We start from the raw sequence: 21943 nt of genomic DNA, 5'->3' as shown, positions 1-21943 counted from the left end.
GGCCACCAGGGATCTGCGTCCCCTTCGGACGGACGGGGTGCCTTCGGCGTTGTCCTGACGGGCACCAAGGGTGCCGCTCCGACTCCACTACCTCCCGCGGACGGCGCAGGCGTGAAGACTGAGGTTCTGCCCACTGCGCTCTTCTGGAAGGCGCCCCTGGCCGTGTCCAGCCCGGCGGACATCGTGCTCACGATCAAACCTCCGCACTACCTGGCATACGTACCGGGGACCGTGTGGGCCAACTCGCCAGGTGGAGTGAAAATCGACCCCTGGGTGACGAGAGAACTCCACATCAGTCCGTGCCCCGACGGTGCCCCGCAGTCCTACCTGGGCGGCCTACTGGTCGACCCCGCGCAACCGTGCATCGACATCGAGATTGAGGCGACGCGCGACGGCCATGCTCGACGTTCTGCGTTGCGGCTCGGGCCGACAACCTGCTGACACCTCGTCCGCAATCATGAGCGGACGATCAGAGCATCCAGGCCACCCACGGCTCGCACATCCTCTGCGGTATCGCCCAGCGGGTCCTCCAGCCGCAACCGTCGACGTCCCTGTCGCGTTCGCAGCAGGATCCACGACCAGTCGATGCCCAGCACCTCGGACGTCCGCTCGGTTACCAGCCGACCGCGCAGATAGGCCCGGGTGTCCTCGGGCGGTTCGGTAACGGCGCGCTCGACCTCGTCGTCCGTGGTGAGCCGAGGCATCCGTCCGGCTCGCACCAGCGCGGCATAGGGGCTGGCCCGCCCGTCCAGGTCGGCCCAGGCCAGATCCAGCTGTGCCAAACGTGGATGATCCCAGCCGAGATCATCACGGCGGCGGAAGCTCTCCATCAGAGCGAGCTTGGCCACCCAATCCAGCTCGGTGCAGGTCATCGGATCGTCGGCCAAGCGGTCGAGGATCCGCGCCCACAAGGCGTTCACCTCGGTGTCGCCGCAGCCCGCGGCCGACACCTGGGCGTGATACTCCCGCTGGATCTCGATCGCGGTCAGCCGGCGTCCATCCATCAGCTCCAGCGGTGTCTCGCAGGCCAGATCACGGCTGACGAGCCGGACGGCACCGAGCGGATCGGCCAGCAGCAGTGGACGAAACACACCGGCATCAATGGCGGCAGCGACCGCGGACGCCGTCCCAAGTTTGAGCAGGGTGGACGTCTCGGAACGGTTGGTATCCCCGGCGATGACGTGCAGCCGACGCCAGCGGCGGGCATCCGCGTGCGGCTCGTCCCGGGTGTTCACCAGCGGACGCCGCACCGTGGTCTCCAGGCCGGTGATGGTCTCGAAGAAGTCGGCACGCTGGGACAACTGGAATCCGGGAGCGTCGCTGGCCTGCCCGAGGCCGACCCGTCCGGCGCCGGTGAACACCAACCGGGTCACCAGGAACGCCAACATGCCCTCGACGATCCGGTCCCACGGCGTCGCGCGGTCGAACAGATAGTTCTCGTGGTAGCCGTACGAGGCACCCTTGCCGTCGGTGTTGTTCTTGAACACCCGCACCGGAGTCCCCAACCGTTCGCCGGCCCTGACGGCAGCCCGCGCGACGATCGCGTCACCGGCCAGGTCGGCCAGCAGCGCGGCGCGTGGCGAGGTCACCTCAGGCGTGGAGTACTCCGGGTGTGCATGGTCGACGTAGAGCCGCGCGCCGTTGCCGAGGAACCGGTTGTGGGCGTCCTCGATCGGGATCGGGTCGTCCGGATCCACCCGGGACAGCGTGGCGGAGCCGGCATGCGCGTCGACCACGGCGGCGGAGAGCACCGTCGGATGCAGGTCCGGACGCCCCGGCGCGAGGATGCCGTACTCGGTCTCGGTTCCCAGCAGCGGCATGTCCTCATCGTAGGGTTGGTGTCATGAAGTGGTGGACGACGCTCGGCATTGATCTGCTTGTGGTGCTGGTATTCGCCACTGTCGGACGGCTGTCGCACGCCGAGGGCGCGGCGCTCCTCGGCGTCGTCGTGACGGCGTGGCCGTTCGTCGTCGCGCTGGCCGCCGCCACGATCGCGCTGCTCGCCATGCACCGCCCCGCCTACACGCTGCGCAACGGTGTGTTCGTCTGGCTCGGCACCCTGGTCGTCGGCATGCTGCTCCGGGTCGGCACCGGCGGCGGCGTCCAACCGAGTTTCGTGGTCGTCGCGGGAATCTTCCTCGCCCTCACCATGCTGGGTTGGCGACTGCTGGCCCGACGGCGAATCGCCCGGACGGCCTGAAGCGGTTCCGCTAAACGTCGAAGCCCGCCTCCACCAGGTAGCGGCTGAGGCTATCCAGGTAGCGCGCCGGTAGATCACTGGAGCCGGCCGCAGGGGTGGCGGCGATCGCTGTCGCCAGGTGCCCACGGCTGAGCCGGACTTCCATCGCGCAGGAAGCTCGAAAGCTCGACCAACTCGGCCGACGGTGGAACGAAAAGAACCGTCCCCGCGTGCCGCTGGTGATTGTGGGGCGGCTCAGTAACGGCCGAACCGCCGGCGCTCCTCCAGCGCTTTCCGCTGCCATTCGGCGCGCTCTTCGTCGATCCGCAGCCGCTCCTCCTCTTCCCGGGTGAGCGGGCGCCGCGGCTTGCCCTGACGTCCGGTCAAGCGTTGCCAGATTCCCACAACCACACCTCCTCGTCCGGTCGACGGATCAGCTGCCGTCAAGGCTAGTCGCGCGTCCCCGCTACGGGTTCACCTGGCGGGCACCGCGCAGAGTGCGCATGAAGGTGATCCGTTCGCCCTTGCGGCCGGAGATCCGCGCCCAGTCGTCGGGGTTGGTGGTGTTCGGCAGGTCCTCGTTCTCGGCGACCTCGTCGGCGCAGGCTCCGAGCAGATGCTCCAGCCGGACGCCGTCCGGACCGCCGGCGAGCACCTCCTTGATCGCGGACTTCTTGGCCCGTCCGACGATGTTGGCCAGCATCGCGCCGGAGACGAAGTCCTTGACGTAGAGCACTTCGCGATCGCCGGAGGCGTAGGTGACCTCCAGGAATCGGTTCTCGTCGGTCGTTGCGTAGAGCGCCTCGACGGTGGCTTCGATCAGTTGCCGGCGGTACTGCGTGGGGGTGAGATCCCGGCGTTCGCCGGGATGACGGAGATCGGGCTCGCCGGGGTCGGCTTCGCCGGGGCCGCCGAGGCTGCGTTCGCCGGGATGACGGAGGTCGGGCTCACTGTGGCGACCAGGGTCGGGATCACCCGGAGTCCGCAGCGGAACCTCAGCGGTGAGGTACTTGCCGAGGATCTCGGCGGCGGAGGCGGCGTCCGGGCGGTCGAGTTTGATCTTCACGTCCAACCGGCCGGGACGCAGGATGGCGGGGTCGATCAGGTCCTCGCGGTTGGTGGCGCCGATGATGATCACGTTGGACAGGCCCTCGACGCCGTCGATCTCGCTGAGCAACTGGGGCACCACGGTGGACTCCATGTCGGAGCTGACGCCGCTGCCGCGGGTGCGGAACAGCGAGTCCATCTCGTCGAAGAACACGATCACCGGACGCCCGTCGGCGGCATGTTCACGGGCGGTGGCGAAGATCACCCGGATCTGCCGCTCGGTCTCACCGACGTATTTGTTCAGCAGTTCGGGGCCTTTGATGTTCAGGAAGTGGCTGCCCACTCCCCCGCCGACCTGTTCGGCCAGCGAGTTGGCCACCGCCTTGGCGATCATCGTCTTGCCGCAGCCGGGTGGCCCGTAGAGCAGGACGCCCTTGGGCGCCGGCAACTGGTAGCGGGCGTACAGGTCGCGGTGCAGGAACGGCAGCTCGACGGCGTCCCGGATCTGTTCGATCTGGCCGCCCAAACCACCGATGTCGGCGTAGTCGACGTCCGGCACCTCGTCGAGCAGCAGGTCGTTGACTTCGGTCCGCTCCACCACCCACAGTGCGATGCCGGCACGGCGGTCGGCGGCCACGCTCTGTCCGGGTTGCGCGCTGGACGCCTCAGGTGCGGCGGTCAGCAGATGTTCGTCGTCGCCACCCCCGGAGACCAGCAGCCGGCCGTCGGCGAGCACGTCCTTGACCAGCACGACGTCCAGCTGCGCGGCCTCCGGCGCCAGCCCGACCAGCATCATCGCCTCGTTCAGCAGCACGGGCGCACCGGGTTGCAGTCCGTCACCCGACACCTCGGGCACGACCGCGACCCGCAGCACCCGTCCGCCGACCGACACATCGGCCAGGCCCTCCCCGGGGACACCCACCACCATACCGTGCGCCTGCGGCGGGTTGGACAACGCCTCCAGCTGCTCCCGCAAACCGACCAGCGACCCGCGTGCCTCGCGCAGGGTCGCGTTCAGCTTCTCGTTGGCCTGAGCCAGCGAGCGGGCATCGGCACGGGCGTTGGCCAGCCGCCGCTCGGCCAGCTCGACGGCCCGGCCACGGGCCTCGGCCAGCTCCCGAGCTTCGGCGAGCGGGTCACCCGGCACACTCACGCCGGCGCCTCTTCCACCCCGACACCGGGCGGACGCGGTCCGCTGTAGTCGGGTCCGTACGCCCCAGGTGCCGGACGCCGCCGGCGCAACGGCGCGGACACCCCGGGCGCCAACCGGCGGGTGAAGATCAGGAAGCCGGTGTGCCCGGTGGTGGCGTGCCCGGGCCGGATCGCCAGACCCTCGGCGTGCCACTGCCGCACCGACAGCTCGCTGCCCGCCGGCTCGGTGAACCCGCCGTGGGCACGCAGGGTGTCCATGGTGCGTCCGAGCTGGGTGGCGGTGGCGACGTAACAGCACAGGATGCCGCCGGCGGCCAGCACGTTCGCGACCGCGTCGATGCACTCCCACGGCGCCAGCATGTCGAGGATCGCCCGGTCGACCTCCTCGGGACCGATCGCCTCGACCAGGTCGCCGACCCGCACCTCCCAGGCCGGATGCGGAGCCCCGAAGAAGCCCTCCACGTTGCGTTGCGCGATGGCCGCGAAGTCGGCCCGACGCTCATAGGAGTACAGCCGCCCGGACGGCCCGATAGTGCGCAGCAGGTGCATGCTCAGCGAACCGGAGCCCACGCCCGCCTCGAGCACCCGGGCGCCGGGGAAGATGTCTGTCTGCACCAGGATCTGGGCGGCGTCCTTGGGGTAGATGACGGCGGCGCCCCGCGGCATGGTGACGGTGAATTCCTCCAGCAGCGGCCGGAATGCCACGTAGGCGATGCCACCGGCAGAAGTCACCACGTTGCCGTCCGGCCCGCCGATCAGCGCGTCATGGCTGATCCCGCCCTTGCTGGTGTGGAAGGTGCCGCCCTCGGCCAGCAGCACCGAGTGCCGGCGTCCCTTCGGGTCGGTGAGGGTCACTCGCTCACCGGCCTGCAAAGGTCCGGTCCGTACCCCGTTCAGTTCCGCCATCGTGCTCCCCACAACGCCAATTGCCATCCTGGTCCGAACGCTTCGCCGACCAGGTCCACCCGCTGCCGCAGGAACAGCACCCCGTCGGTCTCGGCGATCGGGACGACGGTGGCGTCCGCCGCCGCCTGTTTCTGAATCTCGACCAGCGCCGGCTGCTGCACATCCTCGCGGCTCGACGACCGGATCCGCTCCTCCAGGTTGGAGAGCTTGCCGGCGCTACCGGGCAGCGGGTTCTTCAGGTAGTCCTGCAGCCAGCCGACGGCGGTGTTCACCATCGGGGCGCTGTCGCGCAGTTCGAGGTCGGCCCGTTCCGACTCGGTGACCAGCTGCACGGTGATGCCCAGCTTCTGCTGCAGCGTGTCGCGTACGTGGTTGGCGAGATCCTCCATCGCCGGCGACGAGTCGGTGAAGCGCAGGGCGAGCGCGATGCCGGGCTCGAGTTTGGGCATCTTCGGCTCTCCGCCGAGCGCGAAGGTGTCGGTGTGCCCGTCGATCATGCTGGGCAGGATCGAGCTGGCGGTGCGGTCCTCCTGCAGCGCGAGCGCCACCGCGTTACGCAGCGACGCGTTGGAACGGTACGGGCTGCGAGACAGCCAAACCAGTCGCTGCAGAACCACCCGGGGCAGGCCCCAACGGAAGTAGCCGGCCGGCTGACCTTCGTCCTGGTCCTGCACGATGCGGTTCTGCAGCCGGTCGATGGCGGCCGGGCTCAAGGTGCGCCAGACGATCTCGGCCTTGGCTTCGGTGAGCGCCTCTTCGGCGGTCGGGGAATCCGACCAGGCGATCCGGATGCGGGGCATGTCGGTGCCCAGCGGCCCGCGATACCGGGCGTAGCGGGTGATGGTCAGGCCTTTGGGGTCCCACGAGTCGAGTTGGTAGGGGCCGGTGCCGATCGGCGCCTGTTCGACCGGGCGCAGTTTGTCGGAGTCGTAGGCGACGTGGTCGACGATGGACGCCGCCGGCACCGCGAGGCCGAAGCCGAACTGGTTGTCGGGGTACTTCAGCCGGAACCTGACCGTGGTGTCGTCGGGGGTTTCGATGCTGCGCAGCGCCCCCAGCATGGACATCTTCTGCGGGGCCAGCCGGACCGCGCGCAGGATGCTGAATTTGACGTCGGCGCTGGTCAGGCTGCGTCCGCTGGTGAACACCACGTCTTTGGGCAGCGTGCATTCGTAGACCTGCGCGGCGGTGAACAGGCATTCCTTGGCCAGGTCGGGCTTGAGCAACTGGGTGCTCGGCTGCACCAGCATGAGCCGTTGGAACAGGTCCAGGGTGACCATGGCGTCCGAATCGTTGCGGCCGCCTGCCGGGTCGGTGGTGCTCGCCCGCTGCTCGGTGAGCACCGTGAACGGACGCGGCGGCGCGCTGCTGCTGGCCGAACCGGACGGCAGCGGCGCGGGTGTCCGCACACACCCCGCGGCACCGATCACCACACACGACGCGGTCACGGCGGACAGCACAGCGCGGACGATCGAAGGCACGCCCCAAGGGTAGGGCCTGCGAGCCACCAGCCGGCACGGAGCCACGGCGCGTGCGGAAAGGTGCCCAAACACCTACCCGGACGGTAATCGCCGGCCACGGACGGGCTACGGCCCGACGCGGTGGCAGGCGTACAGTTGGCTGATGCTGCAGCCGTCGACGTCCGCTCCGACGTCCGGCGATCGGACGCCTCCCCTTTCCGTGCGAGGCGTGCAGCCATCGAGACCGGGCCCGTCAGGGCCGTCCGCCGCGACACGAGGCAAGGAAGGATTGCACACGCTGTGAGCTCCGATACTTTGACACCGCCTCAGCCGCGAATGGCGTCCGGCGATCTGCGACCCGACGCCACCGACACGCTGCGGAGGGCGCTGGCCACCCGGCTGCACTTCCTGGACGGCGCGATGGGCACGGTCATCCAGCGGTTCAAGCTGAGCGAGGCCGACTATCGCGGCGAACGGTTCGCCGACTGGCCCAGCGACGTCAAGGGCAACAACGACCTGCTGTCGCTCACCCAGCCCGAGATCATCGCGTCCATCCACCGCGACTATCTGGACGCCGGCGCCGATTTCGTCGAGACCAACACCTTCAACGCCCAGCGCATCTCGATGGCCGACTACGGCATGGAGGCGCTGGCCTACGAGCTCAACCTGGCCTCGGCGCGGCTGGCGCGCACCGAGTGTGACGCCGCCACGGCCGCCGATCCGAGCCGTCCGCGCTACGTGGTGGGTGCCCTCGGCCCGACCAACCGGACGGCGTCCATCTCGCCGGACGTCAACGATCCGGGTGCCCGCAACGTCAGCTACGCCGAACTGGTCGAGGCCTACCTGGAGCAGGCCGACGGGCTGGTCGACGGCGGCGCCGACATTCTGCTGATCGAGACCGTCTTCGACACCCTCAACGCGAAGGCGGCGATCTTCGCGCTGGAGACGCTGTTCGAGCAGCGCGGACGCCGCTGGCCGGTGATCATCTCCGGCACCATCACCGACGCCTCCGGACGCACCCTGTCCGGCCAGGTCACAGAGGCGTTCTTCACCAGCATCCGGCATGCCCGGCCGTTGGCGGTCGGGCTGAACTGCGCCCTGGGCGCGGCCGAGATGCGGCCCTATGTCGCGGAACTGTCCCGGATCGCCGACTGTTACGTGTCGTGCTACCCCAACGCCGGCCTGCCGAACGCGTTCGGCGAATACGACCAGACCCCGCAGGAGATGGCGGCCATCGTGGCGGGCTTCGCGGCGGAGGGCCTGGTCAACATCCTGGGCGGCTGCTGCGGCACCACCCCGGAACACGTCGAGGCGATCGTCCGCGCCACCCGAAGCGCCACGCCGCGGACGCCGGCGACCCCCGTCCCCGCCTTGCGGCTGGCCGGTCTGGAGCCGCTCATCGTCACCCCGGATTCGCTGTTCGTCAACGTCGGCGAGCGCACCAACATCACCGGTTCGGCCCGGTTCCGCCGGCTGATCCGTGAGGGCGACTACACCACCGCGCTCGACGTGGCCCGGCAGCAGGTCGAGAACGGCGCCCAGGTCATCGACATCAACATGGACGAGGGCATGATCGACGGCGTTGCCGCCATGGATCGGTTCTGCAAGCTGATCAGCTCCGAGCCGGACATCTGCCGGGTGCCGGTGATGGTCGACTCGTCGAAGTGGGAGGTGATCGAGGCCGGGCTGCGTTGCCTGCAGGGCAAGCCGATCGTCAATTCGATCTCGATGAAGGAGGGCGTCGAGCCGTTCATCGCGCACGCCAGGCTGTGCCGCAAGTACGGTGCCGCGATCGTGGTGATGGCCTTCGACAGCGACGGCCAGGCCGACACGCTGGAGCGCCGCAAGGAGGTCTGTGCCGAGGCGTACCGGATCCTCGTCGACGAGGTCGGCTTCCCGGCGCACGACATCATCTTCGACCCGAACGTGTTCGCTATCGGCACCGGCATCGAGGAGCACGCCAACTACGGCGTCGACTTCATCGAGGCGACGCGGTGGATCAAGCAGAACTTGCCCGGCGCCCTGATCTCGGGCGGCGTGTCGAACGTGTCGTTCTCGTTCCGCGGCAACAACCCGGTGCGCGAGGCGATCCACGCCGTGTTCCTCTATTACGCGATCGCGGCCGGCATGGACATGGGCATCGTCAACGCCGGTGCGCTGGTGGTTTACGACCAGATCGATCCGCGGCTGCGGGAACGCATCGAGGACGTGGTGTTGAACCGGCGCCCGGACGCCACCGAACGGCTGCTGGAGATCGCCGCCGAGTTCAACGTGGCCAGCGCTGCCGTCGAGGAGACCGTCCAGGAATGGCGCTCGCTGCCGGCCCGGGAGCGCATCACGCACGCCCTGGTGAAGGGCATCGACGAGCACATCGTGGCCGATACCGAAGAGATGCGGGTCGAGTTGGCGGCCTCGGGCGGCCGTCCGCTGGACGTCATCGAGGGTCCGCTGATGGACGGCATGGGCGTGGTCGGCGACCTGTTCGGGGCCGGCCGGATGTTCCTGCCGCAGGTGGTGAAGTCGGCCCGGGTGATGAAGAAGGCCGTCGCCCATCTGATTCCGTTCATCGAGGCCGAGAAGAAGCCCGGTGACGCCGCCTACACCAAGGGCCGGATCGTGATGGCCACGGTGAAGGGCGATGTGCACGACATCGGCAAGAACATCGTCGGCGTGGTGCTGCAGTGCAACAACTACGAGGTGGTCGACCTCGGCGTGATGGTGCCGGCACAGAAGATCCTGACCACCGCCGAAGAGGTGGGCGCCGACATGATCGGGCTGTCCGGGCTGATCACCCCGTCACTGGACGAGATGTCGAACTTCGCCGCCGAACTGCAGCGGCTCGGGTTGAAGCTGCCGCTGCTGATCGGCGGGGCGACCACCTCGCGTGCTCATACCGCGGTGAAGATCGCGCCGCGTTACGAGGGTCCGGTGGTGTGGGTGAAGGACGCTTCCCGCTCGGTGCCGACCGCGGCCGCGCTGCTGTCGGACGAGAAGCGTCCCGACTTCATGGCCGAGGTGTTCCGCGACTACGAGTCGATCCGGGAACGGCATGCCGCCAAGCGCAACGAACGGCCGCTGATCCCCTATGCCGAAGCGCTCACCGAGCGGACACCGATCGACTGGAGCGGGTATCTGTCGCCCCGTCCGGCGATGCTGGATGACGGACCGATCCGGGAGTTCATCGACTACCCGCTGGCCGAGTTGCGCAACTACATCGACTGGCAGCCGTTCTTCAACGCCTGGGAACTGAAGGGCCGCTACCCCGACATCCTCAACAACCCGGCCTCGGGTGAGGCGGCCCGCAAGCTGTGGGCGGACGCCCAGGCCATGCTCGACACGGTGGTTGCCGAGGGCTGGTTGAAGGCGAACGGCGTGATCGGCTTCTTTCCGGCGTCCGCGGTGGACGACGATCTGGAGCTGTACACCGACGAATCCCGTAGTGACGTGCGGTTGCGGCTGCACCATCTGCGGCAGCAGGGCCATCACCGTGAGGGCGTCCCGAACCGGTCGCTGGCCGACTACGTGGCACCGAAGTCGACCGGTTTGGCCGACTGGGTGGGCGCGTTCGCGGTGACGGGCGGCCTCGGCGCGCCGGAGCGGGTCAAGGCGTTCCGCGAGGCGTTGGACGACTACAGCGGAATCCTGTTGGAGTCGATCGCCGACCGGCTGGCCGAGGCGTTCGCGGAACGGCTGCACGAGCGGGTCCGGCGCGAGTTCTGGGGCTACGTGCCTGACGAGGCTTTGGACAATGACGCGTTGATCGCCGAGCGGTACCGCGGCATCCGTCCTGCCCCCGGCTACCCGGCCTGCCCCGACCACACCGAGAAGCAGACGCTGTGGAACCTGCTGGACGTCGAACGCCGCACCGGCATCCAGCTGACCGAGTCGATGGCCATGTGGCCCGGCGCCGCTGTCTCCGGCTGGTACTTCTCGCACCCGGACAGCCGCTACTTCGTGGTCGGACGCCTCGCCCGCGACCAGGTGGAGAGCTACGCCGAACGCAAGGGCTGGAGTCTCGCCAAGACCGAGCGCTGGCTGTCCGCGAACCTCGGGTACGACCCCGAGGAGTGAAGTGAGGCGGAGGCTGATCAACCCAGCCACCGCTGGTTGAGCTTGTCGAAACCCCTTGCCAGCGATCGCATGCCGAGGTCTCGACAAGCTCGACCAACGAAATCAACGCGTCACTTAGGGATGCGCTGATCCATTCACGTCGTCCCGGGACCTCAGTCGGGAGAGATCCCGGAGCAAGTCCGGGATGACGATCGAGCGGCTTTGATCAGCGCCTCCTCAGGGCAGCAGGATCACCTTTCCGCGGGCATGGCCGGAGCGGAGATAGTCGTGTGCCGCGCCCGCTTGGGCCAACGGGTAGCTGCGGTCGACGGTGACGGTGAGCTTCCCGGCTCCGGCAAGCGCCGCCAGTTCGGCCCTGGCGGTGTTCCGGAGTTCGGTGCCGGGGTCGGAGCCCGGACCGCCACCGATCAGGGTGATCCCATCTCTGGCGCGTCCGAACGCTGCGATGCTGACCACCCGGTCGGCGGCCACCAGTGCCAGCGAGGTGTCGATGGCCTCGTCGGTGCCGATCAGGTCGAGTGCCGCCGCGTAGCCCCCGGGTGCGGCCGATCGAGCGCGGTCCAGCAGACCCTCGCCGTAGGTGATCGGCGTCGCCCCCAACTCGCGGAGCAGATTCTGGTTGGCCGGGCCGGCCGTCGCCACCACGCTGATCCCCCACAATCGCGCCAACTGCAACACCATCTGTCCCACACCGCCGGCGCCGCCATGGACCAGCACCGTGTCGCCCTCGTGGGCACCGGACGCAACCAGCGCATGCCAGGCGGTTGCGCCGGTCAGCATCAGTCCGGCGGCCTCCGGCCAGCCGAGCGTGGCCGGCTTCGGGGTGAGTGCCGACTCGGGTACCAGCAGATCGGTCGTGTACGCCCCGGAAGCCCGGTACGCGATCACTTCGTCACCCACCGTCACAGCGGTGACGCCGTCGCCCACCGCGTCCACCACACCGGACGCCTCCGAGCCGAGCCGGATCGGCAACCGTGCCGGATCGGCACTCATCGCGCCGCTGTAGGTCTTGTGATCGACCGGGTTGACCCCGATCGCGCGCACCTTCACCCGGACCTGCCCGGGCCCCGGTTCGGGCAGCCGCTCCGTCGTGATCGTCAATACCTCGGAGCCGCCATAGCCTGCGGCCAGCACTGTCGTGGTCATGCCCGGACAACCTCTGCCGACCGCCGCCCATTCCCTCAGACGCCTCACAGACGGGGCCAGTCCGCTCGCGGCGAAACCGTGCCTGACCTCGCCGTTGAGTCTTCGGTTGGCCCCGTAGCGGGATGAGTAGCATGGCCGCTATGGCTCAGGTGAAGTCGCTGAAGAACCTCCGACGGCCGGCTGTGGTGGCCGCCTTCGGGGGGTGGAGCGACGCCGGCGACGCCGCGAGCGGGGTGATTGATCACCTCGCAGAGATCACCTCGGCGAAGCTGTCGTTCGCGATGGACCCCGACGACTATTACGACTTCCAGGTCAACCGGCCGACGGTCGCCACCACGTCCGGTGGTGAACGGACGCTGCAATGGCCGACCACCGAGGTGCTGGTGGCGCCGCTGCCGGAACGCGATCTGGTGCTGATCGGCGGTCCCGAACCCAACTTCCACTGGCGGGAATTCTCGTCCGCGCTGGTGTCGGCGATTCGGACTGTGGCACCCGAGATCGTGGTGTTCCTGGGTGCGATGCTCACCGACGCTCCGCATTCGCGTCCGGTTCCGGTGAACGCCTCGGCGACCACCGAGGAGGTGGCGGCAGAACTCGGCTTGGAGATGTCCACCTACGAGGGCCCGACCGGCATCTTCGGAGTGATCTCCGCCGACTGCACCGTACTCGGCATCCCGTCCGCCTCGCTGTGGGCGTCCGTGCCGCACTATGTGGCGGAGCCGCCGAACCCGAAGGCGACCTTGGCGCTGCTCGATCGCCTCGAGGATCTGCTGGACACCCCGCTCGACACCGGCGAACTGCCCGAGCAGGCCGCCCTGTGGGAGAGCCAGGTCAACGAGTTGGCCTCCGAGGACAGCGACATCTCGGCCTACATCACCGCCCTTGAGGAGCGGCGTGACGAGAATCAGCCGGAACCGCAGGGCGAGGCGATCGCCGCCGAGATCCAGCGGTATCTGCGGCGGCGCCGCAATCCCCCGGCCTCCGGCCTGCGCTGAGGTCCGTAGGGATCTGGCGGTAACGACGCCGAGAAGGCAGGATGCCCGCATGGGCACGATCGACGACTACCTCGATGAACTCGACCCCGCCGATCGGGCCGTGGTGGAGCATGTCTACGACGTGGTGCAAGCGACCGTTCCCGACCTCGAGCAGGGCAAGAGCTACGGCATGCCCGCCCTGCTGTATCGAGGCAAGGCGTTGATCTCGGTGATACGCACCAGGAAGCACTTCGGCGTCTACCCCTACAGCGGCCGCGTGCCGGCGATCGTCGCCGAGTCTGTCGACGACCTGGACTACGACAAGGGCACGATCCGCTTCCAGCCGGAGCGCCCGCTGTCGGACGACACCATTCGCGCGATCGTCGCGGCACGGGTTGCCGAGATCGACGATCCGTCGCTACGACGCCGGACGCAACCCGGTTAGGGATGCGCTGACCAAAGCCACTCCTCGTCATCCCGGACTTGATCCGGGATCTCTCCCTGTGATCGAGCCCGGGATGACGTGAATGATCAGCGCTTCGTTGGTCAGTCAGTGGCCAGCCATCGGTTGCCGCCCCGCAACTGCCCGAGAGGGTGCTCAGGATGCCGGGTTGGCGAATCCGGTGATCTCGGAACTCCCCCACAACGAGCGGTAGGTCGCTACCCGCTTGCCGGTCACCGGGTCCACTCGTCCAACGAGCGAGTCTGACTTCTTGGTCGCGACCGCGAGCAGGTCATCGTGGTCGGACGCCGTCCGCACCAGACCGATGCCGTAGCCGACGACGCCTTCGGACTCGACAGCACCTCCGAACGCGCTGCCGTCGTACGACCGCGCAGGGCATTTGCTTCCCGACCCCAGCGGCACGACGGTCACCAGGCCGGCATTGTTCTTCTTCCCGACCTTCTCGATCGGGGTGCCGATCGCCAGCGAGGCCCCGGCACCACAGCGCAGGACCAGCAGATGCTCCCCGAAATGGTCGATTCGTTCGTTCGCTCCGGGGACACCCGGCGAGTTCTGATGAATGGAAGCTCCGGGCTTCGGCTTCAACGATCCGGCCTGATAGCGGAATAGCTGAACGGCTCCGGTCTCCTGGACCTTTCCGACCGTCTCCCATGGTGCGGAGGCCGCGATCCAACCCCGATCGATTGCCACTGAGAAACCGAATTGATCGTGGCTCTCGGCCGCCCCAGGAACGCCGGAGGAATTCTGGGAGATGCCGACGCCCTTGAAACCGACAGCACCCTTCCGTTCCAGCACCGTGATTGTTCCCGCGTCCACGAGCTTGCCCACGTTCTCATAGGGAGTTCCCACCACGAGGGTCGAGCCGCTGGCCGCAATGCTGTAGCCGAACTCGTCGCCGGCCTCACTGACACCCGGAATGCCGCTGCTGTTCTCGGTCACGGTAGTCCGCTTGCCCGGGACGCCGGAGTCGTCCACCGGCCATACCGCGAGAGCGCCCGCCCGCTTGTGTCCGCTGACTGTCAGGCCGGGAGCGCTCGCGACGATGAGGGTGGGCGAGCCGACCATCACGGCCACTGACCACCCCAACGCATCGCTGTATGAAGTACTTGCGCTGAGCCGCCGAACGTTGTCCGTGCGCAGGCCACGTTCGCTGCCATAGAGAATGAAGACCGCACCCGGCGTCTTTCCGCCCACGGTGTGATTCGGCGAGCCGACGACCAGATCCGTGTAGCCGTCGCCGTTGAGGTCATGCGCCGCCATCGACTGACCCAGGCTGCCGACCTCCGTGGCGGAGAAGCTGCGCCAGCCGATCCAGACGCTGGTCCCTGTGCCGTAGGCCACATCGATCTGGTCGTAAGCACCCGACGCGACGTCAATCAGGCCGTCGCCGTCGAAGTCGACGCTCGGCTTCGGTGCAGCCGCGGAAGGCGGCGCGGAAAGAGCGGTCATCGCCAGACCGATCAGAAATAATGAACAAATCAGTCGCCGCAACACACGCACTTCTTCTCCCACACAGAACAGATCTCGCCGAACTTTACGGCGGAGTCGTGTGTAGACCAAAACGATGCGTCAGCAGCGACCCGCGGTCCATCCTCCACGTTCGGCAGTTCTCCAGGCCTTGCGATCATGACGTTGACCCTTTTGGCGTCATAGCAACCGTTCAAACAGGTGCAATGACCGCGAAAGGGTGCGACGTGGTTGGGCGCCGTCCCCAGCTGGCCCGATCAGCGCAGATCTGGCCACTCGTCTTTCGCCAGTTGCCGGGCGGCTGCGAGACCCACCCTCAGATCGACCGCAAGCTCATCCACCGTTGCACCTGCGGCGAGATGTGCCTGGCAGCGGGCTGCCACCAAACCACGGACCGTGCGTGCGGCGTCCGGGGAATCGGTGAGCAAAGAGGCCGCGTACAGCAGTTCGTCGTGAGCGACCGCGATGCCACCGAAACCGCTCCAATCGGTGACCCGGCGGTGCCAGTCGACGTCCACCGCGAGTTCCCGTCCGTCGAGCCGTCGCACCGGGCACACGCCACGGATCGAGGACGCCAGCCAGACACCGTCGGCGGTGAACAGGTCATCGGTCGGAATGAGTTCGTAGCGGGTCTCGACGCCCTCGGCCGACGCCCCGGCGAACAACTGCCGGACGGTGATCGAGTCCAGAATGCCGGTCGCACCGGGCGGGGTGGTGATCAGGGCACCGTCGCGCAGCACGATCACCGCGGCGGTGGGCGCCTCGAGGGCGTAGCCGTCCGCACTGACGAAGAGCGCATCGTCGTCGCCGTGCCGTCCGGCCTCGCGCTTGGCGGCGGCGTTCACGGCGTAGGACAACAGCTTCGCCCCGCCCAACAGCCACGGGGCGTCGGTGAAGGTGTCGCTGGCGTAGCCACGGTTCATCGTGCGGACGGTCAGGCCGATCGTCCGTGCCCGGTGCATCGCCGGTAGATCCAGTTCGGTGATGGTCAGGAAGCCGGTCGGCACGCCGGGGGTCGACTCTGGCCCCCTGGTCAGCACTAGTTTGAGCACCGCCTCGGGCGCGGACTTCCAGGCAGCGACGGCGTCGGCGATCAGGGCGCGCCAGGCGTCGGCATCGAACGGCAGGTCGAGGGTGGCTGCCGACGCGGCGAAGCGGATGAGGTGATCGTCCAGGTTTTCGACCTCGGCGTCCGGGCCGCCGCCGAGCACCCGCATCGCGTCGAAGCAGCCGTCACCTCTGACCAGGCCGACATCGTCTGCGGTCGCGATCGGGTCGGCCGTCGGCACCACGCCGCGGCCGAGGACCGCGACCAGTTGCCTGGTCAATGCGCGCAGGCGGCGATCGCCTGCTCGCGCAGCGCGATGACCATGGCGTCGGGATCGTCGGCGCTGTACACCGCGGAGCCGGCGACGAAGGTGTCGGCGCCCGCCTCGGCGCAGCGTTCGATGGTGTCCACCGACACGCCGCCGTCGACCTGCAGCCAGATCTCACCGCCGCGGGCCTCGATCAGCTCGCGAGTGCGGCGGATCTTCGGCAGTACCAGGTCGAGGAACTTCTGACCGCCGAAGCCCGGCTCGACGGTCATCAGCAACACCATGTCGAGTTCACCCAGCATGTCGGCGTACGGCTCGATCGGGGTCGCCGGGCGCAGCGCCATCGACGCCCGGGCGCCCAGCGAACGCAGCTCACGGGCCAGCTTGATCGGTGCGTTGGACGACTCGGCATGGAAGGTCACCGATTCGCAGCCCGCATCGGCGAAGGCCGGCGCCCAGCGGTCGACCTCGGCGATCATCAGATGGATGTCGAGGAAGGCGGTGGTGTTGGCCCGGATGCACTCCACCACCGGCAGCCCGAACGTCATGTTGGGCACGAAGTGGTTGTCCATCACGTCGACGTGCACGCCGTCGGCACTGGGAATCCGGGCGATCTCACCGGCCAGGTTGGCGAGGTTGGCGTTCAGAATGCTCGGTGTGATCCGCATCGTCATGCCTGGAACTTTATCCTCGATCCGCCGAGCTGCGGCTACTGCGCGGCTCCAGCTGGACGCACTGGCTGCGCCGCCCCTCGGGGATCGAGGCTTATCGGGTTTACCTGATCTTGCGCAGCAACGCGAGGAACATGGCATCGGTGCCGTGGCGATGCGGCCACAGCTGTAGGTAGGGCCCGCGCGCGGCGTCCGGGATGTCGGGTAGGACGGCGGACGCATCCAGCACCTCGACACCTGACGCCGCCTCGACGATCTCGCTGGTTTCGCGGCGGTGCGGCGAGCAGGTGGCGTAGGCGATCACACCGCCCGGTGCGGCGGCCCTGATCGCTGAGGCAAGGAGTTCGTGCTGCAGCGGCACCAAGGTGTCCAGGTCGGCGGGCTTGCGACGCCACCGGGCCTCCGGACGCCGACGCAGCGCGCCAAGACCGGTGCAGGGCGCGTCCAGCAGGACCCGGGCGAAGCTGTTCTCGGGCCAGGCCGGACGGGTTCCGTCGGCAGCGATGACGAGCGGTGTGGGCTCTGGGTAAGCGGCCAGCGCACGGGCGACCAGGGCCGCACGATGGGGTTGCAGTTCGCTGGCGAGCAGGCGTTCGCCCTTGTCGCGGGCCAATCCGGCGAGTAGCGCTGCCTTACCGCCCGGTCCGGCGCACAGGTCGAGCCAGGGTCCGCCGGGCGCTTCGACGCGGGCGAGCGCCCAGGCGACCAGCTGCGATCCTTCGTCCTGGACGCCGGCGCGGCCCTCCGCTACCGGCGGCAGCTCGGCCGGGTTGCCGGACGCCTCAACGCCGAACGGGGACCAGCGCAGCGGCCGTCCGCCCAGTTCGGTGACTTCGGCCAGGCCGGGCCGAATCACCAGGTGCGGTACCGGCGGCTCGTTGTTGGCGGCCAGCGCGGCGGGGAGTTCCTCTGCGGGGAGCAGGTCGGCGTAGGCGTCGATGATCCACTGCGGATGGCGGGCCAGCAGCGCTTCGGCGTCGGCGTTCTCGCTTCGCAGTCGGCCGGCCCAGCCGTCGGCGTCCAGGGCGGCGACCTTGCGCAGGATCGCGTTGACGACGCCCGTCACCCGTTGGGAGAGGACCTCGCGGGCCAGTTCGACGGTGGCGGCGACCGCGGCGTGGCTGGGCACCCGCAACTCCAGCAGCTGATGGGTGCCGAGCCGGAGCAGGTCGACCACGGCCGGTTGCAGGCTGCGCAGCGGGCGTCCGGCGGCCGAGGCGATGATCGCGTCGTAGAGGCCGAGCGCACGGCAGGTGCCGGCGACCAGTTCGGTGGCGAAAGCGGCATCGCGGCTGGAAAGGCCGGTGGTCTGCTCGGCCAGAGCCAGGTTGGCGTAGGCGTCGTCGGCGGTGATGGCGCGCAGCGTGCGGTAGGCGGCGATCCGGGCCGGGTCAGAGCTGGTCCTACGGCCCTTGCCGCCCGACCGCGGGGAAGACCGGCGAGAACGATCGGGATTGGGCACCTTAGTCCGTGCCCGATCCCGATGCCTGTTGCCGCTCACTCGAAAGATCCCGGGTCAACACCCAAGCCACGACCCCAATCGGCGGCAGCCATCGGTCGCTTTCCCGCAGGCTGTACCTGCAGGAGCTCCAGGACACCACGACCGGTGCCGACGTTCACCGTGCGGCGTCCGGCATTGATCGCACCGGGTGCCAGGATGGTGCCGGCCTGAGCGCGTCCGAGGTGCACCTTGAATCGTTCACCACGGTGGGTCGTCCAGGAGACGGGGTTGGGGTTGCAGGCCCGGATCAGCCGATCGATCTCGATCGCGGGACGGGTCCAGTCGATCTGAGCGTCGGCAACGGTCAGTTTGGGCGCCACGGTGATGCCCGCACTGGGCTGAGGCATCGCGGTCGCAGTGCCCGCTTCGATCGTGTCGAGGACATCGACCAAAAGTTGGGCGCCGCGATCCGCCAATCGGGTCAGCACCTCGCCTGATGTCTCGGTGTCGCCCAGCGGAGACGGCTCCTGCAGGTAGATGTCGCCCGCGTCGAGCGCCGGAACCAGGTCGAAGATCGTGATTCCGGTCTCGGCGTCACCCGCGAGAATGCCGCGCTGGACGGGGGCTGCGCCACGCCAGGCCGGAAGCAGCGAGAAGTGCACGTTCACCCACCCGTGGGTTGGAATGGCCAGCACATCTGCGGGGATCAGCGCGCCATAGGCGACGACCGGGCAGCAGTCGGGAGCAAGTTCGCGCAGCCGTTGCCCGAACTCGGGTTCGCGGGGGGTGACCGGCTTCAGCGTCTCGATGCCCTGCGCGTCCGCCCAGACGGCAACCGGACTGGGCACGAGCCGCTTGCTGCGCCCCTGACGGGCGTCCGGACGGGTGACGACAGCCACCAATTCGTGTCTCGAGGCGGCGACCGCCTCCAGAGCGGGCAGGGCAACCTCCGGGGTTCCGGCGAAGACGACACGCACCGCGACAGCCTAGCGGCCGACCCTGGATGGTCGAGCCCCACCCGCACTGCCCACCGTTGGTCGAGCTTGTCGAGACTCTGGACTCCGGCGGTGCTGGTACGGGATTTCGACAGGCTCAACCAGTTGTGAGTGCCTCACGCACCCCTAGGATGCGCTGATCAAAGCCCCTCCAGCGTCATCCCGGACTTGATCCGGGATCTTTCCCGTCGGAGAGCCCGGGATGATGGAACGATCAGCACTTCCCTATCGGTTCAACGCAACCAGTTCCCCGATCGGGATGCTGGCCGACGCCTCGTTGTACGCCGGCAGGACACCAGAGAATCCTGCGACCGACCAGGTCACATCCCAATCGGCGACGGCACGAACCTGATATTTGCCCTTCGGCAGCGACGGCTTCGAATAGGCGTAGCCACAGTTCGGGGACGGCGTCCCCGGCTTGACCGAGGATGAGTACTTCTCCATCGAGGTGCACGTCACGGTGTTTCCGTCACCCATGTGGAAGGCGGTCGACTTCCATCGAGCGGTCATCTGGAAAGTGAATCCGCTCGCCGAGGCGGACGTGGACATCGTCGTCGGACCCTCGGTCCACAGCCAGATCGGGAATCCGACCGCCAGCATCTTCCACTCGTTGTTGTTCGGGTTCGGCCCGAAGTTCGGCGTTGGAGTCGGGAGCCGCAACTCGGTCACCAGGCTCACGGCCATAGCACGCGCCAGCGATCCGGTTAGCATTCCCGAATTCGCCATATCGTCGATCATGAAGAGACAGGACGTGTCCCCCGTCAAGTTGAAGCACTCGCGCATATACCGCTCACGTTCAGCGGCGTCGATCTTCTGCTGGCTTGTCGTCGATCCCTTCCAAGACTTCGACCTATTACCTACACCTCGCGACTGATTCTCAAACGCGTTGAAATTTCCTTTGGCGCCACCTGGTTCCGTGGTTACTTCGGCACTTTCTCTAGTCGTCGGCTTGGGTGTCGGTTTTGCTGCGATCTCAGCGTTCGCCGAACTGTGAGGGACAAATGAAATTGCCAGACCGATAGACCATGTCAAAGCGAGCAAGGCGACCATTGACATGCGGTCTGGCCGACTTAACCACCTGCGCATGTGTCCACACTCCCCGATCGAGCAGACCACAGCACCAGTTTGCCATCGATCCGACGTGTAATCACGCGCTCAAAGAACATGCCTCCATCCCGAATGTGCTTCCCGTTGCGGAAGAAGCTCAGCGAGCGAGAGTCAAGGCAGGCTTTTATCGAAACCTCATCAAGGTTCTTGGACGGCTCACCATCTGGCCCTATGGTGACTATTTTGACCTCCCCCTTAAGCGCCCGCACCCGTGCTGCCTTGATGTCCTGGAAGATGCCAAGAACGCTACCTCTGAAATCTCCAGCAGTTATTTCCAGCATTTCCTTGGTTGGCTTGTCCGTCCCGCCAGCCCGATACAACCTCGTGCTCTCCTTGGTCCACCGGCGATACAGAGCGATCGCCTCTTCGGTGAGGCGGTTCTGCTCCTCGGTCTTCTGAAACTCCTCGGGCGAACAGGCCCGGGGTGTGCCTCCCATAGGCGAACAGGTCGGACTCGCGCTCGGGCTGGACGGCATCGACGGGGAGGTAGGCGGACCTATCGCCGACGAACTGGGCGAGGGCGTCACTGGTTGAGTACAGCCAACGAGCACGACCAACAACAAACCAACCAGGTACCTCATCCGGTCTCCTCCCAGGGATCGGTGCGCCGAGTCTTGCATGAACCGAATGCCCGTGGAGAGTTATCCACAGCCTGACTAGAATTTGCTCCTGATCCGGAGGGTCTCCACAAGCTCGACCAGCCGAGCAGCCAATCAGTGGGTCGCGACAGGCGCGGCAAACGGCGGGGCGCCCATCAGGATCTCGGCGAGGATCGTGACAAGCTGGCGCGGCGAGGCACCACGGCTCAGCCGAAGGCGACAGTCCGAGACCTACAACACTGCCGGATCGACCCGGACCCGCAGCAGCCCCTCCTCTTTGTGCGCCGTCCGTCGCACTTGTACCGCCTTAGCAGCAGAGACCAAGGACTTCCCCGAGGCCAGCGGTGTCCGGAGCAGCGCCCGCACCTCTCCGTCCGCGACAGGCACCGGTCCCAGCGGTACCGCCCCGGTGTCTGCATGCATTGCGCGCGCGGCGTCCTCGACAACCTGGACGCTGCCCTCGAGGCTGACCAGCCGGGTCACCGGCGGAAAGCCGGTTTCGGCGCGGTCGGCCAATTCGCGCTCTGCGAAACCCACTGGATCAAGCCGCACCAGCCCCTGAATTGCCCGTGCGGACGCCGGACCGGCGATCACCACACTCCCGCCGTCTGCCCCGCCACGGACCAGCGCCACCGCGGCAAGCCAGCGGCGCAACGCTTCTTCGGCCGCCCGCAGGTCGGCCCGGGCCAGCAGCAATTCGGCGTCCAGGAGCACTGCAGCCGCATACCCGCCGGCGGCGATCGGTTCGACACCAGGAGTTGCCAGGACCAGCGCCGGCTCGGCACCCACCTCGGACACCGGATGATCGCCACTCGACTGGACGACCGGCGTCTGAGGGAAGGCCCGTCCGAGCTCTTCCGCGGTGCGCACCACACCCACCCGGGGCGCCCGCAACTCGACGCTGCCGCACTCGCCGCAACGCCAATCTGGCCGGACGCCGCAGGCCCGG

General features: G+C 67.8%; 17 protein-coding genes and 2 pseudogenes. 5 read left to right on the top strand and 14 right to left on the bottom strand.

Annotation, left to right across the window (positions count from 1 at the left end):
• The first annotated feature begins 111 nt into the window (after positions 1-111).
• Positions 112-441 carry a hypothetical protein gene (locus tag QM624_RS14065; protein ID WP_415092861.1) on the top strand — a complete coding sequence of 110 codons (330 nt, stop codon included), beginning with the start codon at positions 112-114 and terminating at the stop codon, positions 439-441.
• 14 nt (positions 442-455) lie between these two features.
• Here QM624_RS14065 and QM624_RS14060 read toward each other — a convergent pair whose 3' ends face one another.
• Positions 456-1820 carry a proteasome accessory factor PafA2 family protein gene (locus tag QM624_RS14060; protein WP_415092859.1) on the bottom strand — a complete coding sequence of 455 codons (1365 nt, stop codon included), beginning with the start codon at positions 1818-1820 and terminating at the stop codon, positions 456-458.
• 23 nt (positions 1821-1843) lie between these two features.
• Between QM624_RS14060 and QM624_RS14055 the strand changes: the two genes are divergently transcribed.
• Positions 1844-2200 carry a DUF3054 domain-containing protein gene (locus QM624_RS14055; protein ID WP_415092857.1) on the top strand — a complete coding sequence of 119 codons (357 nt, stop codon included), beginning with the start codon at positions 1844-1846 and terminating at the stop codon, positions 2198-2200.
• Between the two features lie 234 nt (positions 2201-2434).
• Here the strand turns inward: QM624_RS14055 and QM624_RS14050 are convergent, their stop codons facing one another.
• The 4 genes and pseudogenes from QM624_RS14050 to QM624_RS14035 form a co-directional block, all read right to left on the bottom strand.
• Positions 2435-2584, bottom strand: a complete 150-nt coding sequence (locus QM624_RS14050) for a hypothetical protein (RefSeq protein WP_298133260.1) — start codon at positions 2582-2584, stop codon at positions 2435-2437.
• A gap of 61 nt (positions 2585-2645) precedes the next feature.
• Positions 2646-4379, bottom strand: a complete 1734-nt coding sequence (arc, locus tag QM624_RS14045; protein ID WP_415092854.1) for a proteasome ATPase — start codon at positions 4377-4379, stop codon at positions 2646-2648.
• Positions 4376-5257, bottom strand: a pseudogene (locus QM624_RS14040) (tRNA (adenine-N1)-methyltransferase); the annotation flags it as partial. The pseudogene QM624_RS14040 and the gene arc, both read right to left, overlap by 4 nt.
• A gap of 14 nt (positions 5258-5271) precedes the next feature.
• Complete coding sequence (locus tag QM624_RS14035; RefSeq protein ID WP_415092852.1) at positions 5272-6765, bottom strand: ABC transporter substrate-binding protein; 1494 nt, start codon at positions 6763-6765, stop codon at positions 5272-5274.
• Between the two features lie 315 nt (positions 6766-7080).
• Between QM624_RS14035 and metH the strand changes: the two genes are divergently transcribed.
• Positions 7081-10815, top strand: a complete 3735-nt coding sequence (metH, locus tag QM624_RS14030) for a methionine synthase (protein ID WP_415092867.1) — start codon at positions 7081-7083, stop codon at positions 10813-10815.
• 216 nt (positions 10816-11031) lie between these two features.
• On the opposite strand, the gene QM624_RS14025 is transcribed toward metH, so the two are convergent.
• Positions 11032-11961 carry an NADP-dependent oxidoreductase gene (locus tag QM624_RS14025; protein ID WP_415092850.1) on the bottom strand — a complete coding sequence of 310 codons (930 nt, stop codon included), beginning with the start codon at positions 11959-11961 and terminating at the stop codon, positions 11032-11034.
• A 140-nt stretch (positions 11962-12101) separates the two neighbouring features.
• On the opposite strand from QM624_RS14025, the gene QM624_RS14020 reads away from it, so the two are divergent.
• Positions 12102-12956, top strand: coding sequence for a PAC2 family protein (locus tag QM624_RS14020; RefSeq protein ID WP_415092848.1), 855 nt, complete (start codon positions 12102-12104; stop codon positions 12954-12956).
• Between the two features lie 49 nt (positions 12957-13005).
• A complete protein-coding gene (locus QM624_RS14015; RefSeq protein WP_415092846.1) occupies positions 13006-13380 on the top strand; it encodes an iron chaperone in 375 nt (124 codons plus the stop codon).
• A gap of 153 nt (positions 13381-13533) precedes the next feature.
• On the opposite strand, the gene QM624_RS14010 is transcribed toward QM624_RS14015, so the two are convergent.
• From QM624_RS14010 to QM624_RS13975, 8 genes and pseudogenes are all read right to left on the bottom strand, one after another.
• Positions 13534-14958: an FG-GAP-like repeat-containing protein gene (locus QM624_RS14010; RefSeq protein WP_415092844.1), complete on the bottom strand. Its 1425-nt coding sequence runs from the start codon at positions 14956-14958 to the stop codon at positions 13534-13536.
• Between the two features lie 164 nt (positions 14959-15122).
• Positions 15123-16193, bottom strand: a complete 1071-nt coding sequence (locus tag QM624_RS14005; RefSeq protein ID WP_415092842.1) for an aminodeoxychorismate lyase — start codon at positions 16191-16193, stop codon at positions 15123-15125.
• A complete protein-coding gene (gene rpe / locus QM624_RS14000) occupies positions 16190-16855 on the bottom strand; it encodes a ribulose-phosphate 3-epimerase (protein ID WP_415092840.1) in 666 nt (221 codons plus the stop codon). The genes QM624_RS14005 and rpe overlap by 4 nt, the downstream gene beginning before the upstream one ends.
• A gap of 100 nt (positions 16856-16955) precedes the next feature.
• Positions 16956-18314, bottom strand: a complete 1359-nt coding sequence (locus tag QM624_RS13995; RefSeq protein ID WP_415092838.1) for an RsmB/NOP family class I SAM-dependent RNA methyltransferase — start codon at positions 18312-18314, stop codon at positions 16956-16958.
• Positions 18315-18349: 35 nt separating this feature from the next.
• Positions 18350-19270, bottom strand: a complete 921-nt coding sequence (gene fmt, locus QM624_RS13990) for a methionyl-tRNA formyltransferase (protein ID WP_415092836.1) — start codon at positions 19268-19270, stop codon at positions 18350-18352.
• A gap of 243 nt (positions 19271-19513) precedes the next feature.
• A complete protein-coding gene (locus QM624_RS13985) occupies positions 19514-20338 on the bottom strand; it encodes a hypothetical protein (RefSeq protein ID WP_415092834.1) in 825 nt (274 codons plus the stop codon).
• Positions 20339-20358: 20 nt separating this feature from the next.
• Positions 20359-20976: a hypothetical protein gene (locus QM624_RS13980; RefSeq protein WP_415092832.1), complete on the bottom strand. Its 618-nt coding sequence runs from the start codon at positions 20974-20976 to the stop codon at positions 20359-20361.
• 249 nt (positions 20977-21225) lie between these two features.
• A pseudogene (locus QM624_RS13975) lies at positions 21226-21943 on the bottom strand (primosome assembly protein PriA); the annotation flags it as partial.

This window comes from Micropruina sp. (assembly GCF_047606365.1).
Taxonomy (GTDB): domain Bacteria; phylum Actinomycetota; class Actinomycetes; order Propionibacteriales; family Propionibacteriaceae; genus Micropruina.
Note: the sequence above shows the minus strand (reverse complement) of the source record. Positions and strands in the feature narration are given on the sequence as shown.

Coding starts and splice junctions, on each gene's coding strand:
- QM624_RS14060 (WP_415092859.1), bottom strand. CDS start 1,820: ATGCCGCTGCTGGGAACCGAGACCGAGTACGGCATCCTCGCGCCGGGG.
- QM624_RS14055 (WP_415092857.1), top strand. CDS start 1,844: ATGAAGTGGTGGACGACGCTCGGCATTGATCTGCTTGTGGTGCTGGTA.
- metH (WP_415092867.1), top strand. CDS start 7,081: ATGGCGTCCGGCGATCTGCGACCCGACGCCACCGACACGCTGCGGAGG.
- QM624_RS14025 (WP_415092850.1), bottom strand. CDS start 11,961: ATGACCACGACAGTGCTGGCCGCAGGCTATGGCGGCTCCGAGGTATTG.
- QM624_RS14020 (WP_415092848.1), top strand. CDS start 12,102: ATGGCTCAGGTGAAGTCGCTGAAGAACCTCCGACGGCCGGCTGTGGTG.
- QM624_RS14015 (WP_415092846.1), top strand. CDS start 13,006: ATGGGCACGATCGACGACTACCTCGATGAACTCGACCCCGCCGATCGG.
- rpe (WP_415092840.1), bottom strand. CDS start 16,855: ATGACGATGCGGATCACACCGAGCATTCTGAACGCCAACCTCGCCAAC.
- QM624_RS13985 (WP_415092834.1), bottom strand. CDS start 20,338: ATGGTCGCCTTGCTCGCTTTGACATGGTCTATCGGTCTGGCAATTTCA.
- QM624_RS13980 (WP_415092832.1), bottom strand. CDS start 20,976: ATGAGGTACCTGGTTGGTTTGTTGTTGGTCGTGCTCGTTGGCTGTACT.